Origin of the sequence: Pseudaquabacterium rugosum, from assembly GCF_038066575.1 — a bacterium.
GTDB classification, from domain to species: Bacteria; Pseudomonadota; Gammaproteobacteria; order Burkholderiales; family Burkholderiaceae_C; genus Pseudaquabacterium; species Pseudaquabacterium rugosum.
This window is the reverse complement of record NZ_JBBUTF010000041.1, coordinates 1-18,054: the sequence shown is the minus strand read 5'-3', so window position 1 is coordinate 18,054 and position 18,054 is coordinate 1. Positions and strand designations below refer to the sequence as shown.

At 72.5% G+C, this 18,054-nt stretch carries 12 protein-coding genes; 6 read left to right on the top strand and 6 right to left on the bottom strand.

Annotated elements, in window-relative coordinates:
* Positions 1-193 precede the first annotated feature (193 nt).
* The 6 genes from AACH11_RS24485 to AACH11_RS24460 all read left to right on the top strand — a co-directional run bounded on the left by AACH11_RS24485 (position 194) and on the right by AACH11_RS24460 (position 7,381).
* Positions 194-853, top strand: coding sequence for a TetR/AcrR family transcriptional regulator (locus AACH11_RS24485; protein WP_341376912.1), 660 nt, complete (start codon positions 194-196; stop codon positions 851-853).
* Positions 854-969: 116 nt separating this feature from the next.
* Positions 970-2,121 (top strand): RNA methyltransferase, encoded by a 1,152-nt coding sequence (locus AACH11_RS24480; RefSeq protein ID WP_341376911.1) that lies wholly within the window; start codon positions 970-972, stop codon positions 2,119-2,121.
* Positions 2,122-2,328: 207 nt separating this feature from the next.
* Complete coding sequence (locus AACH11_RS24475; RefSeq protein ID WP_341376910.1) at positions 2,329-2,607, top strand: hypothetical protein; 279 nt, start codon at positions 2,329-2,331, stop codon at positions 2,605-2,607.
* 142 nt (positions 2,608-2,749) lie between these two features.
* Positions 2,750-3,922, top strand: coding sequence for a tyrosine-type recombinase/integrase (locus AACH11_RS24470; protein ID WP_341376909.1), 1,173 nt, complete (start codon positions 2,750-2,752; stop codon positions 3,920-3,922).
* A 41-nt stretch (positions 3,923-3,963) separates the two neighbouring features.
* Positions 3,964-5,382, top strand: a complete 1,419-nt coding sequence (locus AACH11_RS24465; RefSeq protein ID WP_341376908.1) for an HDOD domain-containing protein — start codon at positions 3,964-3,966, stop codon at positions 5,380-5,382.
* A gap of 79 nt (positions 5,383-5,461) precedes the next feature.
* Positions 5,462-7,381, top strand: coding sequence for a sensor domain-containing diguanylate cyclase (locus AACH11_RS24460; RefSeq protein WP_341376907.1), 1,920 nt, complete (start codon positions 5,462-5,464; stop codon positions 7,379-7,381).
* 15 nt (positions 7,382-7,396) lie between these two features.
* Here AACH11_RS24460 and AACH11_RS24455 read toward each other — a convergent pair whose 3' ends face one another.
* The 6 genes from AACH11_RS24455 to AACH11_RS24430 all read right to left on the bottom strand — a co-directional run.
* Positions 7,397-10,174 carry an alpha-L-rhamnosidase gene (locus tag AACH11_RS24455; protein WP_341376913.1) on the bottom strand — a complete coding sequence of 926 codons (2,778 nt, stop codon included), beginning with the start codon at positions 10,172-10,174 and terminating at the stop codon, positions 7,397-7,399.
* Positions 10,175-10,229: 55 nt separating this feature from the next.
* Complete coding sequence (locus AACH11_RS24450) at positions 10,230-11,159, bottom strand: nucleoside hydrolase (RefSeq protein ID WP_341376906.1); 930 nt, start codon at positions 11,157-11,159, stop codon at positions 10,230-10,232.
* Entirely contained in the window at positions 11,156-13,726 is a 2,571-nt protein-coding gene (locus AACH11_RS24445; protein WP_341376905.1) for a family 1 glycosylhydrolase, read from the bottom strand. The genes AACH11_RS24450 and AACH11_RS24445 overlap by 4 nt, the downstream gene beginning before the upstream one ends.
* A gap of 7 nt (positions 13,727-13,733) precedes the next feature.
* Complete coding sequence (locus tag AACH11_RS24440; RefSeq protein ID WP_341376904.1) at positions 13,734-15,188, bottom strand: MFS transporter; 1,455 nt, start codon at positions 15,186-15,188, stop codon at positions 13,734-13,736.
* 8 nt (positions 15,189-15,196) lie between these two features.
* Positions 15,197-17,587 (bottom strand): TonB-dependent receptor, encoded by a 2,391-nt coding sequence (locus tag AACH11_RS24435; protein ID WP_341376903.1) that lies wholly within the window; start codon positions 17,585-17,587, stop codon positions 15,197-15,199.
* Positions 17,588-17,718: 131 nt separating this feature from the next.
* On the bottom strand, positions 17,719-18,054 hold a 336-nt coding region (locus AACH11_RS24430; protein ID WP_479725260.1), incomplete at its 5' end, for an energy transducer TonB.

The following is an 18,054-nucleotide window of genomic DNA, read 5'->3' as shown; positions in this document are numbered from 1 at the left end:
GGCGGGCCCGGATGCCGCAGGTCAAGGAGGAGGCGCCCGCAGGGCGCCGGGGGACACGGAGGCATCCGGGCCCGTCACGCCCTCGACCCCGCGCAGACCGCCCAGCACCACAGCCCAGCCCAACCACCCGACCCCTGCCGATAATCCATCGCAGCCCAGCCCGCCCCCCAGCCCACCCACCCCAGCCGCCCGCATGCCCGACGCCGCGACCGAGCCGACGACGACGCCCCCCGCGCCCCGCACCCGAGACGCCGAGCGCTCCCGCCAGGCCATCCTGGCCGCCGCCCGCGACGCCTTCACCGAGACCGGACTCGGCGGCACCCGCATCGACGACATCGCCGCCCGCGCCGGCGTCGACAAGAAGCTCGTCTACTACTACTACAAGACCAAGGACGCCCTCTTCCTCGCCGCCCTCGAAAGCGTCTACGCCGACATCCGCGGCCAGGAAGCCGGACTCGCCCTCGACAGCCTGCCCCCCGTCGACGCCATCACCCGCCTCGTCGAGTTCACCTGGCAGTACCACCTCGACCACCCCGAGTTCATCGCCCTCATCAACAGCGAGAACCTGCACAAGGCCCGCCACCTGGCCGCCTCCGGCCGCATCCGCGAGCTCAACTCCCCCGTCATCGAGATGCTCGCCGGCGTCCTCGAACGCGGCCGCGCCGCAGGCGTCTTCCGCGGCGGCGTCGACCCCCAGCAGCTCTACATCACCATCGCCGGCCTGAGCTACTTCTACCTGTCCAACCGCCACACCCTGGCCGTCATCTTCGGCCGCCCCACCGACAGCCCCAAGGCCCTGACCGAGCGCATCTCCCACATCCGCGACGTGGTGCTGGGCTACCTGCTGCGCTGAAGCCGCCAGGGCCGTGAGGCGCCCCGGTGCGCATCACCTGATCCAGATCGGCGGCAACACCCGCGTCATCGCCGACAATCCCGGGTTGCCCCTGGAACCGATCCCTCGCTCATCCCATGCACCTGACCGACCTGCGCCACCGCCTGCGTGAGCTCGGCGCCGCCCCGCTGCACGAGCGCCGGGTGCTGCGCAACTGGGCCATGGGACGTCCGCCGTCCGCGGGCAAGCGGTCGATCGAGGACTTCTTCCCGCAGCGCCTGCGCGACGCCCTGCCCGCGCTCGAGACCGAGCTGGCCGGCCTCGCCCGCCTGCGCTCCGAGCATCCCGGCGAGGACGGCACCCGGCTGCTGCTCGATCTGGCCGACGGCCAGATGGTCGAGGCCGTGCTGCTGCCGCGCGACGGGCTGTGCATCAGCTCGCAGGTCGGCTGCGCGGTGGGCTGCGTGTTCTGCATGACCGGCACCGGCGGCCTGCAGCGCCAGCTCGGCAGCGCCGAGCTCGTCGCCCAGGTGGCCGCCGCCCGCACGCGGCGCGCCGTCACCAAGGTCGTCTTCATGGGCATGGGCGAGCCGGCCCACAACCTGGAGGCGGTGCTGGAGGCGGTGCAGGCCCTCGGCACCGTGGGCGGCATCGGCCACAAGAACCTCGTCATCTCGACGGTCGGCGACGAGCGCCTGTTCGACGCGCTGGAGGCGCTGCCCGCCGGCGCCGTCAAGCCCGCGCTGGCCGTCTCGCTGCACAGCACCGATGCGGCCACCCGCGAGCGCCTGCTGCCCAAGGCACCGCCGATCAGCCCGCAGCGCCTGATCGAACGGGCCGACGCCTGGGCCCGCGCCACCGGCTACCCCGGCCTGGTGCAGTGGACGCTCATCGACGGCGTCAATGACGGTGACGACGAGGTCGAGGCCCTGGCCACGCTGCTGGCCGGCCGGCGCCTGATGCTCAACCTGATCCCCTACAACCATGTGGAGTCCCTGCCCTGGCAGCGGCCCGACATGGAGCGCGCCGCCGAGATGGCCCGCCGCCTGCACCGCCGCGGCGTGCTGACCAAGCTGCGCCGCTCGGCCGCGCAGGACGTGGACGGCGGCTGCGGCCAGTTGCGGGCCCGCGTGCAGCGCACGCAGCCGGTGCGCTGGATCGGCCGTCAGGACGGGCCGTCCGCGACCACGGCCGCGGCCACCGAGGCCCCTCCCCCCGATCCACGGGGGGCAGCCGCGGCGGACGTGGCCCATGTCACGACGGACGCGGCCACCCATCGCGCAAGATGAGCGTCCATGGTCTACGCTTCAGGGCATCCGGTAGCGACACCCGTCACCCGCATCTGTATCGATCTGAAGCCCGCGTATATGGCGTGCAATCAAGGTCACGGAAGGATGCGGACGGGCCGTCTAGGGATGTCCCGGGTCTGATGAAGCGTCGACAGTCTTCCTGCCGTCCCCTGCACGGGCCGGTCTCCTCAACCACCGCGTGATCCCATGTCGTATCCCGTTTCCGATCTGCAAGCTTCCTGGGCCACCGCCGCCATCGCGACGGGGGTCGTGGTTCTCGGCGTGATCCTGGCCGCCTGGCTCGAACTGTGGGTCGGCCGGCGCATCGCCGCCTGGCGCAGCGCCGCCCGCCTGAGCCGCACGCGCAGCGCGCTGGCCCATCGCCCGGTGAGCACCCCGGCGCGCACGGTGAGCCGCCAGGGCACGGCCGACGCCGGCCAGACCGACAGCGCACTGATGGGCCTGCTGAACGCCACCGGCCGCTGAACCCACGTGCGGGCCGGGCCCGCCGTGGACCGACAATCACCGGATGCCGGTCGATCCTGCCGCCGCCCCCATCGGGGCCCCGTCGTCCCCTCCCGCTGCGCCGCCGGGCCCCGCCGGCGCACGGCGCCCGTCCGTCGCCCTGGTGGCCCCGCCACGTGCGCTGGCGGACCTGCCACCGGCCCAGCAGGCGCTGATCCTGCCCTTCGAGGACTGGCTGGCCCATGCCCAGCAGATCCGCCAGCTCAGCCGTCCAGGCTCGCTGGCGGTCTACCAGGCCATGTGGTGGGCCTTGTCGCAATGGGCTGCCGGGCAGCAGCCGGCCCCCGGCGTGATGCAGCTGGATGCGGTTCTGTTGCTGCGTTATCTGGATTCCCGCCAAGGCATGGCCGGGCCCGACGAGCCGCTGACGCTGCGCTACCGCGCCCGGCTGCTCGGTCTGGTGCAGCGGGTGCAGGCCCATCAGGCCGCACGTCTGGAGCAACTGAGCCCGCCCGGCGTGGCCGACCTGATGCGGCGCGACCCGGCCCTGCGTGAATCGCAGCGCTCGGCCGCACAGGAGCCGCCCGACTACCTGCCGCACGACGACTGCCTGCGCCTGACCCAGTGGCTGCAGGCCTGCGCCGACGAGGTCCACCTGCCGCCGGCCGGGCGCCGCAGCGCCGCGGCCCCCCTGCCCGAGCGCTGGCAGAGCCTGCGTGACGCCACGGCCTGCGCACTGCAGCTGCTGGCCGGCCTGGGCCCGGGCGCCGTGCGCGCCCTGCGGGTGACCGACGTCGACTGCCGCGCCGCCAGCCTGCATCCGCTGCGCATCCAGGTGCCGGCCGACGGCAGCATGCCGGCCTACGAGGTACCCCTGGACGAGCCGCTGGCCACCGCCCTGCTGGCGCACTGGCTGCAGCGGCGCGCCCGCGAAGGGCTGGGGGGCGACGGGCTGTTTCCGAGCACCCGCAGCGGCAAGCCCTGGGGCAAGGTCGCACAGTTCACCGCCGGGCGGCGGGTGCTGACGGCCGCCGGCATCGCCCGCCAGGACGGCGGATCGTTCCGGCTGCGCCACACCTGGGCACTGCAGCGCCTGCGCGGCGGCTGGCCGCCCGAGCAGCTGGCCCGCCGCCTGGGCATCATCGATCCCGGCGTGATGGCCCGCTACCGGCGCCTGCTCGACGAGGCACCGGCGGAGCTGCCCCCGCCACGCCCCCTGCCCGGCCCGTCGGCTGAGGGTCTGCCGCCCGCCTCACCCGAGGCGCCCGACTTGCCCGGGCCGCCCACGGCGCCGGATGCGCCCATCGGCGAAGCTGCCGCACCCGGCGCGGGCTGATCGGCCGATCACCCGCTGCGGCACGGGCTTAGGCTCGCTGCATGTGGTCCCTGCTGCGCTCCCTGCTCGCCCGGCTGACACGCCGTGACGCGCCTCCGCCCGCTCTCGCCCTGGCACCGGGGGCGGCGGCCCGTCCTGCACGGCCGGCCGCGGCCGAGCGCGCGCGCATCGACGCGCGGGCGGCTCCGCCCGGGCTCGGCGCGCGCCGACCGCTGGTGCATGTCAGCGGCCGGCTGGCCGGCTTCGAGTTCCAGGCCGCCGGCCTGCTGCCCTGCCGCCTGCCGGACGGACAGGTCGATCCGGTGACCGCCGCGCGCACCGGCAACCTGCTGGGCGCGATGCGACTGACCCTCAAACAAGGTCTGCAGCCGCTGGCCGAACTGCCCGCGGGTTGGCTGGCCTGGCACCTGGACAAGGGCACGCTGGCCGCCGGCATGCATCTGGTGCTCGGGGCCGACCCCGACTGGACCCAGCGCGCCGGCCTGACCGATCTGGTCGGCCGCCTGCGGGCGGTGGGCGTGCTCGTCGGCTGGCGTCCGGCACGGCCCGGCGATCCGGCCGTGCCCGCCGGCACACCGGATTTCGCGCTGCTGCCCGATCCGCCCGCACGGCTCGCCAGCGCCGACGCCTGGCGCACCGCGATGCGCGAGGTGCTCGCCGACTGGCCCGGCGTCGGCTTCGTGCTGCTGGACCTGCCCGACGTCGACCTGCTGGAGGAACTGCTGGTGCCACCCGTGCTGATGTCGGGATGCGTGCCCACCCCCGGCAGCGGCCAGAACTCACGCGTCCAGGCCCTGCCCCCGCAGGCCCGGCTGCTGATGCGGCTGATCAACCGCCTGGTGCGCGACGACGACCCGGGCCTGATCGTGGCCGACATCAAGTCCGACGCCGCGCTCGGCCTGCGCCTGCTGGCGTGGATCAACAGCGCGGGCATGAGCCATGACGGCCAGCCGGTGGCCTCGATCGAGCAGGCCGTCGCGCTGCTGGGCCGCAGCCAGATCTACCGCTGGGCCTCGCAGGCGCTGGTCCGCCTGTCGCCGCCACGGCCGGCCGGCCTGGCCCTGCAGGCCACCGCGCTGGCCCGCGCCCGTCTGCTGGAGCTGCTGGGCGCCCGCGAGGGCCAGGGCGATCCGGGCGGGCTGTACCTGCTGGGGCTGGCGTCGATGCTGCCGCTGCTGCTGCAGTGCAGCCTGGATGAGGCGCTGGGCCAGCTGGCCCTGCCCGAGGCCGCGGTGCAGGCCCTGCGCGAGCGCGAGGGCCCCTGGCTGCGCCACCTGGCCCTGATGCACGCGCTGGAGCGCCACGACCTGCTGGCCGCCGAATCCCTGGCGCAGACCTGGGGTGGGCTGGACACCGTGCTGGCCATGGCCGACGATGCCTGGCGCATGGCCGGCGCCGAGGGCTCGCCGGTCCAGCCCTCACCGGCACCGCCGCCGCACGAGATCGGCCAGCCGGCCTGAACGGACCCGCTCCGCCCGCCCTGTCCCCGGTCCCGCTCCCGCCATCGCGCGCCCCTGTCCATCCGCTTTCTCCGCGACCATGCTCGGACGCCTGTGCGGCTCATTGAAGTTCCAGATCGTGGCCCTGGCCGTGGTCGCGGCCCTGGCCGCCGCCTTCGGCTCGGTGACCGCCGCGCTGGCCGTCTCGCAGGACGCGCTGCGCGCCCGTCTGCTCGACGGCGAACGGCAGGACCGCCAGCGCACCGCCGCCCTGCTGTCGACCAAGCTGGAGACCCTGCGCGACACGCTGCAGGGCCTCAGCCAGCAGATCCCGGCGGGGCGCTGGGGCGATGCCGAGGCCCTCGGCCGTCTGCTGCTGGGCCAGACCGCCCTGCACGCGCAGTTCGACACCCTGTTCGTCGCCAATCCCCAGGGCCGCATCCTGGCCCGCATGGCCGGCGGGCGGCTGACGCCGGATCTGCCGAACATCGGCGACCGCGCCTATTTCCGCGCCGCGATGGCCGGCGACCAGGCCGTGGTCTCCGAGCCGCTGCAAAGCCGCATCAGCCGGGAACCGATCGTGGTGCTGGCCTTGCCGGTGGTCGATGGCAACGGGGCTCATCTGGGCGTGATCGGCGGGGTGCTCAAGCTGCAGGGCAACAGCCTGTTCAGCCAGCCGCTGACACAGGCCGGGGGTCCGGTGCGCGATCTGGTGATCACCCGCAGCGGTCAGGTGCTGTCACACAGTGACGTCCACCGGGTGCTGGGCCATGCCCGGGACGAACCCGGCCTGGCCACCGCCTATGCCCGCTGGCAGGCCGACGGCGCCCCGATCGACACCGACGGCCAGGCCACGTTCAGCGACGCCCACCTGGTGTCGCAGGCCGGCATCCCGCTGTCGGACTGGCTGCTGGTGCGGGTCCTGCCCGACACGCTGGCGCTGGCGCCGCTGGCCGCGGCCCAGCGCACCGCGCGCACCGCCGCGCTGGTGGCCGGCGCGCTGGCCGCCCTGCTGGCAGGCCTGGTGGCCTGGCGGGCCGTGGGCCCGATCGGCCAGCTGCGCGACCGCGCACTGCGCATGCTCGACGACCGGCGCGAGGCCGAAGCCGCCTGGCCGACGATGCGCGGCGAGCTCGGCGAGATGTCCGACGCTTTCCAGCGCCTGATCCGGCTGCGCCACGAACAGCACCTGGAGATGCAGGCCGTGCTCGACCAGGCCGACGTCGGCCTGGCGCTGGCCCGCGACGGTCACTTCCGCCACGTCAGCGTCCGCTTCGGCGAGCTGTTCGGTCTGCGGCCCGAGCAGGTGGTCGGCCAGCCGCTGCACCTGCTGCGGGGCACGGACGAGCCCGGCCTGCCCTTCGTGCACCAGGGCCCGCTGGACACCGAACAGCGCCTGTGCCGCGACGACGGCAGCGTGTTCTGGGCGCGGCTGCGGGCCCGGCCGATCGGCGACGGCCAGGCACCCGAGGCCCCTCAGGCCACGATCTGGGTCGTCGCCGACGTGACGGCGGAACGCACCCAGCGCGACCGCCTGCACTGGGACGCCAGCCACGACGGACTCACCGGCCTGCTCAACCGCAGCGGCTTCGAGGCCCAGCTGCTGAAGGCCTGCCAGACCCGGCCGGCCAGCGACTGCCTGCTGCTGGCCGACCTCGACCGCTTCAAGGCCGTCAACGACAGCAGCGGCCATGCGGCGGGCGATGCCCTGCTGCGCGGCGTGGCCCAGCTGCTGCGCAGCGCCGTGACACCGGGCGACAGCGTGGCCCGCCTCGGCGGCGACGAGTTCGCCCTGCTGCTGTCCGGCTGCACGCCACAGGCTGCCCACGCGCGGGCCGAAGCCCTGCGCGCAGCCGTGGCCGCCTACACCCTGGACTGGGACGGCCGCCGCCACACGGTGGGCATCAGCATCGGCATCGCCGACCTGCAGGACCGGACCATCGACCAGGCCCTTCGGGACGCCGATGCCGCCTGTTATGCCGCCAAGCGGGCCGGGCGCAATCAGGTGGCGATGGCCTGAGGGGCCCGGCGCCGTTCAGGCGCTGCGACCGCCGGGCGCCCGACGGCTGATCCAGCGGTGACGGCCGCCGCTCAACCGTGACCAGCCACCGTCGGCCTGGCACAGCCGCGCCGGCAGGCCCTCGGGCAGCGTGATCTCGTGCCAGCAGTGGCCGTCACCGCCCACACCCCAGCGGGTCTCGATGCGGCCACGCACGGTGTCGTGCCGGGCCTGTCCCTCACCCAGGCGTGGATCGGCCAGCGGCCGGCACACCAGCTCGGCGAATCCCGGCTGCGCGGCCTCGATGCCAGCCACCCGGCGGTAGAGAAAGCCGGTGACCGCACCCAGCGCGTAGTGGTTGAAGCTGTTCATGGCCAGATCACCGGTGTCGCCGTTCCAGCGTTCCCAGATCGTCGTCGCGCCGCGCGCCACCATGTAGCCCCAACTGGGGAACTCGGTGCGCAGCAGCAGGTCGACGGCCAGGTCGGCATGGCCATGGTCGGCCAGCACGTCGAGGCTGAACGGCGTGCCCAGGAAGCCGGTGCTCAGCAGCGTGCCACGGCGTCGGATGTCGGCCGCCAGATGGTCGGCCGCGGCCGGGTGCAAGGCCTCGGGCACGAGGCCGAAGGCCAGCGACAGGATGGCGCCCGTGTGGCTGCCGTTGCCGATGCGGCCGTCGGCCTGCACGAAGCGCTCGACGAAGGCCGTGCGCACGCGCTGCAGCCAGGCCTCGAAATGCGCGGCGCGCGCATCGCGGCCGCTGGCACGGGCCAGCTCGGCCATCATCGCCAGCATGCGGCCCCAGCAGGCGGTGGCCGTCAGCAGCTTGGGCGTGGTCTCGTCCATCAGGTGCACCGCGTCCAGCGACAGCCAGTCGCCGAAATCGACCTCGCGGCGCTGCGCCCACAGACCGTCGCCGTTGGGCTCGGCGATCCAGGCCATCCAGCGCTCCATCGAGTCCCAGTGCGCGTCCAGCACCTGCAGATCGCCGTAATGGCGCCACAGCGTGTGCGGCAGCACGACGCCGGCATCGCTCCAGCCATGGGCACCGTGGGCCGGCAGCGCCGGCGGATTGGTGTCGGCATAGGCACCATCGGCACGCTGGCTGGCGCGCAGGTCGGCCAGGAAGCGGCGGGTGAAGCCACGCACGTCCATGTTGAAGGCCGCGGTCGGCCAGAACACCTGGGCGTCGCCGGTCCAGCCCAGGCGCTCGTCGCGCTGCGGGCAATCGGTGGGCAGGCCGACGAAGTTGCTGCGCTGGCTCCACAGCGTGTTGTGCCACAGGCCCTGCACGATGGGCTGGCTGCTGTGCAGATCGCCGGTGACCGGCAGATCGCTGTGCAGCACCAGACCGCGGATGTCATCGGCCTGCAGCGGGCCCGGCCAGCCGCTGACCTGCACGTAGCGGAAGCCGTGGTAGGTGAAGCGCGGCTGCCAGGTCTCACCCCGGGGATCACCGCGCAGCGTGTAGCGGTCGGTGCAACGGGCCGCACGCAGGTTGCGCATGTCGACCTGGCCATCGTCGGCCAGCACCTCGGCATGGCGCAGCGTCACCGTGCGCCCGGCCTCGCCGCACACCTGGATGCGGCAGATGCCGGCGAAGTTCTGGCCGAAGTCCAGCACCCAGTCACCACCCGGCACCCGGGTGACGGTCAAGGGCCGGCGCTCCAGCGTGACGCGGACCGGCGGGCTCTCCTGCGGCATGCGCTCACACGGCGGCGTCGGTGCGGCCCACACCGCGTCCCAGTGGCGATCGTCGAAGCCGGGCGACGTCCAGCCGGGCTGTTCCAGCCGTGCGTCATGGTGCTCGCCGTGATAGATCTCGGAGAAGGTCACCGGGGCCGCTGCGGCACGCCATTGGCCGTCGGTGGCCAGCGTGCAGGTGCGGCCATCGACCAGTCTCACCTCCAGCCGCGCCCACAACCGGCGCGGTGCCGAGCCGAACGGATAACGTCCACGGCCAATGGCCTCACTGGCGTAGAAGCCGTCACCGACCATCACGCCGATCGCGTTGTTCCCCTCACGCAGCAAGGCACTGACATCGAAGCTCTGCTGCAGCAGGCGCACGCGGAAGTCGCTGTTCTCCGGCGTCAGCTGCGCATCACCGACGCGCTGGCCGTTGATCTCCGCCTCGTAGCCGCCGAGCGCGGTGATCTGCAGCAGGGCCTGCACGGGGGCGGCCGGCAGATGGAAGGCGCGACGCAGCAGGCGCGCACCCTGGGCCGGCGCCGGATGCCAGTCGATGGGCTCGGCCGGCGCGGCGGCCGGCTGCCAGCCGGCGTCAGCCGGCACGTCGACGTCGAACCAGGCCGGGCCTGACGGTAACGCGGAGGACACGGGTGAGGCAGGCGGCGCCGGTGGCACCTGGGGCCGGGTCCACCAGTCGGTCGGCCGCGGAGCGACGAAGACCGGTGCGCCGTCCGCGTCGGTGCCGCGCAGCAGCGCGCCGACCCCGCCCTGCCGCGGATCGTCGATGAAGGGGTGGAAGCTGCGCACCAGCACCGCCAGACGGTGGCTGCCGGCGGCCAGCGGGGCCGGTCCCAGGTCCAGGTCCTGCAACTCACGGCCGCTCATCACGTCGGTGCTGGCGTGCAGCGGGTGGCCGTCCAGCCAGACCCCGGGCAGGCCCTTCTGGCCGGCCACGCTCAGACGCGGTGCGTGCAGCGGCTGCGCCAGCGTGAAGGTCCAGACGAAGGGACGGCCGCGAGGGTCACCCGGCGTGGTCTCGCCTTCAGCGGCCCAGGCCCAGTGCCAGCCAGCCTCGCGTTCGGCCCGGGCCACGGCATCCTCGGCTGCCAGCCACAGCACAGGCATGGGCACGGACAAGGAGGAAGCGGCAGACTCGGCGGTGGGTTCAGACATCATCGGTTCATCCGGCATCGGACAGGCCGGCCGCCTGCAAGCGCAGCCGGGCCTGGAGGTCGGCCAGCAGCAGCCGGCCATCGAGCATCGTGTGCTGCCAGCGCAGCGGACCGGTGCGCCGCACACCATCATCGGTCGCGGCGCCCGGCGTATCGGTCAAGGCATCGGTGAGGGCACACAGCAGCACCAGGGCGCTGTCGCCGAAGGTCACACTGCCACCCAGCCGCACGAAAGGCGGCAACGCACGGTATCGGCCATGGAGCCAGTCGGCCAGTGGCGACAGCGGGCGCAGCGCCGTGCCCAGCTCGGCCACCGACACGCGCAACGTGCGGTAGGCCTCGCGCGGCACCTGGTGGATGCGCAGGCCGGCGCAGGCCAGCACCTCGCGCGCGGCCTGGGCATCGGTGGCGAAGTTGTACTCCGTGGCCTCGTCCACGGCGTCGGCATCCGGCCGCTGCCGCGTGCCACCGATCCAGACCAGCGTGATCCGATCGGCGATCCGAGGCGCCAGCCGCAGGGCCGCGGCCACATTGGTCAGCGGCCCGCCACAGGCCACCCACAGCGGCAGCGCATCATCGCGCAGCGCCTCGTCGACCAGCGCCGCCGCCGCGGCATTGTCCGCGTCATGGGCCGGCCCAGGCGCCTCGGCACCGGCCAGCACCGGTGGCCATGCCGTACGCCCTGGAGAGCCCAACTGCTGAAGCAAGGCGACCACGGCGGCCTGGCCAAGCGCCGCCGTGCGCTGCGTCGGGACGCCGGCCGCCGCCGCCAGCCGCGGATCCAGCAGCGCGCTGCCGATGGCCACGGTGCGCACCGTCGGACACAGCAGCAGATGGGCCAGGGCCCACAGGCCGTCCGGATCCCCGGCGTGGTCGTTGTCGACGAACAGCCGGGCCCGCGGCTGCAAGGGGATCAGCAGGTCGGGCGTTGGCTTCATGTCGCCACCGGGGCCTTGTGCCAGCGCCCGTCCTTCATGATCGCGCGCAAGCGCTGGCGGTCCTGCAGGATGCGCACGTCCTCGGTCGGATCCCCGTCGACCAGCAGCAGGTCGGCCAGCCAGCCCTCGCGCAACTGGCCCAGCTCGCCGCCCAGGCCCATGATCTCGCCGCCGAGTGCGGTCGCCGCATGCAGGGCTTCGGCCGGCGTGTAGCCGAAGTGGCGCACCCACAGCTCCAGATCCCTGGCATTGCGGCCGTTGGGATTGAAGGGGAAACCATAATCGCCACCGGGCAGCAGGCGGATGCCGCGCTTGCGCAGCTCGGGCACCAGCTGCTTCTGCACCTCCAGCACGAGCGACGCATCCTGCTTCATGTGCGTCATGTCGATGTGCGGCGGCGGGGTGGCGTCCAGCGTCGCCTGCACGATGCCGATGCTGGGCGCGACGAAGATGCGGTCCTTGACGGATTGCAGCAGATCCAGCGCCTCCTCATCCGCATAGGTGCAGTGGTAGAGCACACGGAAGCCGGCCCGCACGCCCAGCTTGACGGCCGCCGCGGCATGGGCATGGCCGGTCAGCCACAGGCCGTGCGTGCGCGCGGCCTCGCCGGCGGCCATCAGTTCCTCCTCGGTGTAGAGCAGATCGTGGCTGGCCCCCGGTTTGAGCGCACTCTCGCCGGAGATCAGGAACTTGACCGCCTGCGCACCGATGGCCTTGCAGCCGGCGACGAAGGCCGCGACATTGACCGGCCCGGCGCCGTGCTCGTCGACATGGCCGGGATCGAGCATGCCGTCGTTCGGCGGCTCACGCTCGACCGAGGACGCGATCAGCCGTGGCCCGGGCAGACCACCGCTGTCGATCATGTCCTTGAGGGCGGGCTCGATGCGCTTGCCCAGGGCACCCGCCGAGTAGGCGCTGGTGAAGCCGTGGTCGAGCAGGATGCGGGCGTTGCGTGCAGCGGTCAGCGTCAGCTCCTCGGGTGGCAGGCTCATGCCGGGCACGAACTTCTCGACGCTGCTGGGCCAGGTCAGGTGGGCATGGGCCTCGACCAGGCCGGGCATCAGCACACCGCCCCGGCCGTCGATGACCCGGGCATGGCCACGCGGCACCTGATGGCCCTCGGTCGCCACGGCGGTGATGCGGGCCCCGTCGACGCGCAACTCGCCCGGCCAGGGTGCACGGCCGCTGCCGTCGAAGATGCGCACATGGGTGAAGACGATGCCAGGCTCCGGCACCGGCGGATGCCAGCGGTGGTCGGGTGCCAGGTCATGATAATTCCCAATCAACGGGTCCGGGCAGGCGCCTGCGGGCAACCTTCCGCTGCGGGCAATGCCCCCCAGATGATGGGCACTGGGCTTGGGACTGCGCTGCTGCGTCGCACGGTCGACCGCGATCAGGCCGAAGCGCATCGCATAGCCGAACACCCATTCGAAGTTGTCAAAGGCCGTCCAGCAGGTGTAGCCCAGCACCGGCACACCGTCGGCCATCGCCGCATGCACACCGGCCAGCGCGCCATCGAGAAACTGGATGCGGCGCGCGTCATCCTCGCCGCAATAGCCGTTCTCGGTGATCAGCACCGGCAGCGCCAGCTCGCGGCGCACCTGGCGCAGCACCAGGCCGAGGGCCGCGGGCGCGTACTCGTAGCCGGCACCGGTCAGCTCGCTGCCGGCGGGCAGCGGCAGCTGTCCACGCGGCCCGTAGAGAAAGCGGGTGTAGTTCTGCAGGCCGAAGAAGTCGTCGCCATCGATGAAGGGCAGCCACTGGCGGAAGTTGCCGTGCCAGGATTCGGCCGCCATCTGCTCGCCACCCTCCTCGTACTGGACCAGCGACAGCGCCAGCGAGAGACCGACCTGCACATGCGGTGCGACGCGACGGATCACCGCACGGGCCGCCCGGTGGGCCGCGCCGATGGTGGCCACGCCGCGCGCATCGCCCGCCATCTGGAACGAGCAGTAACGAGCGACATCGGTGCCGCAGGCCCGTGCAGCCTGCTCACGCCAGGCGGGTGCGCGCCAGCTGCGCACATCCACGCCCACCGGGGGCACCAGGCCCATGTCGGCGAACATGCCGTGCAGCAGCACGCCGATGTTGCATTCATTGAGGGTCACGACGCGGCGGACCCAGGGCCCGATGGCGCCCATCACCTGCTCGACATAGCGGGCGAACAGCTCCGGTGTGCGCTCGCTCTTCCAGCCCCCCAGCCCCATCAGCCACTGCGGTGAGGTGAAGTGGTGCAGCGTGACCACCGGCTCCATGCCGTGGTCACGGCAGCACTCGGCCATCGCGCGGTAGTGGGCCAGGGCATCGGCATCGAAGCGGCCCTCCTCGGGCTCGATGCGGGCCCATTCGACCGAGAAGCGGTAGGTGTTGAAGCCCAGCGAGGCGATCAGCGCGATGTCCTCGGCATAACGGGCGTAGTGCTCGATCGAGGCACCGCTGGGCTCGGCATAGGGCGAGCCCTCGGCCAGCTCCTCGGCCCAGGTGTCGCTGTTGCGGTTGTGGCCCTCGACCTGATGGGCGGCCGTGGCCACGCCCCACAGGAACTGGGGTGGAAAGGTGCGGGTCATGGTGGTGTCAGTGGGTGTGGGGTTGCGCCGCGGCCTGCAGGGCGCGACGACGGGCCAGCTCGTCGCGCAGGCGCTGCAGCGCCGCACGGTCGAGCGGGTAGGCGTGCGCCAGCAGCAGCGCGACGCCAAGGGCGGCCAGGGCCGGGATCACGCTCATCAGCGCGAGCACGCCGTGGCGGGCGAGATCGGACTGGGCGGCGGCCCCGGCCTGGTAGTGGCTCAGGCTGAGCGTCAGGCCGACGATGGCCGAGACCAGGCCCGCGCCGACCTTGGAGGCGAAGTTGACGGTGGCCACCAGCGTGCCGACGACACGCCGGCCACTGTCATGTTCGACGGCATCGGCGATGTCCCCGTTCATCGACGCACTGATGGGCGCGCTCAGGCCCAGACAGACGTTGCACAGCAGGCCCAGCACGAAGACGGCCGGCACCGCGCCGAGGCCCGGCAGCAGGTAGCCGCACTGCAGGACGGCCGCCGCGGCGCAGGCCAGGATGAACACCCGCCGCTTGCACCAGCGCCGCGTCAGCCGGTCACTGAGCAGCACGCCCAGCACCAGGCCGATGCCCCCCAGCCCCATGAAGGGCCCGATCAGCTGCGGCTGCTGGACGACGGCGGTGAAGTAGTAGACGCCGGCCGACAGCGGCAGGCCGATCAGCACGCCGAGCACACACTGCACGGCGATGCCGACCCGCCAGCAGCGGTTGCCGGTCAGTGCCCTCAGATCCGGGCCCAGGCTGCCGCGGGTGGACGCGGGCGGCGCAAGCACCCGCTCACGCACGCCGGCATAGCACAGCCAGGTGAAGGCCAGACCCACGCCGGCGTAGGCCAGGGCCGCACGCTGGAAGCCGCGCGCCGGATCGCCGTCGGACAGCGCATCCTTGAGCATCGGAAATCCGGCGGCACAACCGATGACGAAGATGAACTGCACCAGGCTGGAGACACCGGCCATGCGAAGACGGTGGTCCGGATCGGGCGCGACCAGCGGCAGCAGCGACTGGTAGGGAATCTGGACCAGGCTGTAGCCGCACCACAGCGCGACATACGCGATCACGACCCAGGCATGGCGTGCTGTCTCGCCCAGGCCGGCCGGAATGCTGAAGCTGGCCACCAGGGCCAGCGCCAGCAGCGGCGCGCACCACAGCAGATACGGCCGCGCCTGGCCCTGGGCCGTGCGGGTGGCATCGACGCGGCGGCCGACTCCGATGTCCCACACCGCATCACCGATGCGCACCAGCAGCAGCAGCGCACCGATGAAGGCCGCCGACAGGCCCGCGACATCGGTATAGAAGAACATGGCCATGCCGCCGGTCGCCGTGACCGCCGTGGGCATGAAATTGCCCAGGCCATAGGCCAGCTGCTCGCGCAGCGGTGGCGCGCCAGGCGCCATGCCGGTGCCCGTCGGCCCGGACGCGGAACTCAGGGGTTGCGGCAGGGCCGCGTGCGGGTGGACGGTCTGGCTCACGGCAGTCCTCAGAACTTGACGTCGGCCTGCAGGCCGACCGTGCGGAAGGAATTGGCACCGAGCGACCACGCATGGCCCGAGCCACCCCCCTTGCCCGGCAGCGGGTAGAGCACGGCGCCGGGCACACGCTCGTCGGTCAGATTGCGCACGAACAGGGCGACACCCCAGCGGTCATCGGGGCTGCGCAGGCCACCCCGCAGACCGACGATGACGTGCTCGCCGTAGCTGCATTCGGCGTCCAGCGTGTTGCAGTAGCGAACGCGGGACTTGTAGGTCATGTCGCCGCCCACGCTCCAGGCCCAGCCCTCGCCGACCTCGCCGCCGTACTCGGCACCCAGCGTGACCTTGGCCTTGGGGCTGTAGAGCAGGCGCTGGCCGCCGACGTCCTGACCGTCGAACTGGAAGCCGCCCGGATAGCGGGTGCCCAGCACCAGGGCGCCCGAGGCGCTGAGCGTGAGCTGCGGCGTGACACGCGCCCGGACGTCGGCCTCCACCCCCTGCGAAGTGACGTGCGGCACGTTCAGCGGCGTGCAGGTCAGCGCGCCCACCGCGCTGAGCAGGCAGCTCTGCTCCTGGAAGTCGCGGATGCGGTTGTGGAAGACCGCCACATCGAGGTCGACCCTGCGCGCCAGCAGGCTGGTCTTGAGGCCGGCCTCCAGACTGGTCGACAGTTCGGGGCGCACCTCCAGTCCGGCCGTCTGGCCGTTGGACAGCGCGGTGTCGTTGTCGATCTGCGGGCCCTTGTAGCCGCGGCCCAGCGTCGCATAGACATTGGACTGCGGTGACAGACGGTGCTGCAGGCCGATCTTGCCGGAGACGTTGCGGCTGGTCAGCGTGGCACCGGCCGTCTTGACCGTGGTCGGCAGCGCGAAGCTGCTGAAGACGACATCGCCGGTCTGGGTCTGCTCGTCGCGCACGCGGTCGTGGGTCAGGCGCAGGCCGGCCAGCACGCTGGTGGCAGGGCTCAGCTTCCACGTCGACTGACCGAACAGCGCGGCGGAGTTCGTGCGCGTGGCCGTCTCGGCCAGGGTCGAGATCGTCGTCGGCACACCGAAGGCGGCCAGGACGGGATTGGGCAGGATAGTGGTGGTGTTGGTCTTGTCCGAGCGGTAGTCGGACAGGAACAGGCCGGCCACCCAGTCCATCGTCTGGCCGGTGGGCGAGGCCAGACGCAGTTCCTGCGTGATCTGACGGGCCTCGATGCGGCCATCGGACGAGCGCACCTTGTCCCAGCCGCTGCCCATGTCGATGCTGCTGAAGTCCGGCCCGGTGCGGCGCTGCCGCCAGGCGGTGATCGAGGTCAGCGCCAGGCCGTCGGCCAGCGTGCGGTCGAACTGGGCCGACAGGCCATCGATCTGCTGACGGCGCTGCTCAGGACCATCGGAGCAGACCTCGTTGTTGCGGTGACTGACGGTGACGCCGCAGGCGGCGAACTCGGCAGCGGGCGCATGGTTGCCGGCCGTGTTGCTGGCCGCGGCCGAGGTCGGCGCGAAGAACACGGCACCGCTCTCGCGCCAGCGGTCATGCTCGGCGATCAGGTTCAGACTGGTGTCGGCATCGGGACGCCAGAGGAAGCGGATCCGGGCACCGGCACCGGTGGTGGCACTGTCCTGACCGTTGAAGACGTTGTGGTAGACGCCGGTCAGACGGTCGACATGCGCCGTCGCACGCAGGGCGGTGGTCTCACCCAGCGGCACGTTGACGCCGGCGCGCAGCACCGTGTTGCCCAGGTCCGAGCCGAGCGCGGTCGCCGCCAGTTCGGTCGAGGCGAAGCCCTCGAAGCGGTTGAGCTTCGGCGCCTTGGTGACCATGTTGAGCACACCGGCCGAGGCGTTCTTGCCGAACAGCGTGCCCTGCGGGCCGCGCAGCACCTCGACACGCTCCATGTCGAACAGCGCGCCACTGGCGATGTTGCCCAGCGGCACGCCATCGACCACCACGCCCACCGAGCTCTCGGCCGAGGTGGTGAAGACCGCCGTGCCGATGCCGCGGATCGATGCACTGCCCCCGGCGCCACCGCTCTTGGTGTCGCCGAACTCCAGGCTGGCGGCCGACTTGGCCAGATCGGTGATGTCGCGCAGGCCCTGCTTCTCCAGCACCTCGGCCTGCACCACACTGACGGCCAACGGCACGTCCTTCAGGCGCTGGCTGCGCTTCTGTGCGGTGACGACCACCTGCGACAACTCGGCCGGACGGCGGGCGGCTGGCAGCTCCGCCGAGGGCGCCGAGGCCGCCACTTCGGCAGGTGCCGCGGCGACGTCACCGGCCTGGGCCCACACCGGTGTGGCCAGGCCCAGCAGGCTGCCGGTCAGCACACCGGCGTACAGCAGATGGCCCGGCAGGGGACGAAGGCGCGCGACCTGTGGCGCCGGATGATCGATGACGTGGGGGCTGGGCATGTCGTGTCTCCTGTCATGAGGCACCCGTCAAGGGGTGCCGGTGTCGTGGGTCCTGGATGGCGCTGAAAGCGCTCTCGTCGGCCACCAGGCCCGTGGCGTGTGAAGTCGGTAGAAGCGAGGTGACAGGCACCTCATTCGACGTGGAAGGTGAAGTCCTGGATGGCGATCAGCTCGACATCCGGCGGCGTGGTGCAGCCGTAGGCGGCGGCCGCGCGGCGCACCGCCGCATGGAACACGCGCGGGCCCGACAGGATCTGCACGCCCACCACCTTGCCGGCCTTGATGCGCAGCTCGGCCTTCACCGTGCCGCTGATGCCGTCCTCCAGCGCCTTGTCCGGCATCTCCGGCGGCACCTGCTTCGGGCAGGCCACCGCGATGTCGGCCTTCTGCGGTGCGGCGGGGGCCGGTGCGGGCGGCGGCGGGGCGGGGGGTGCCGGCGCCGGTGGTGGCGGGTTGGGCACGGCCGG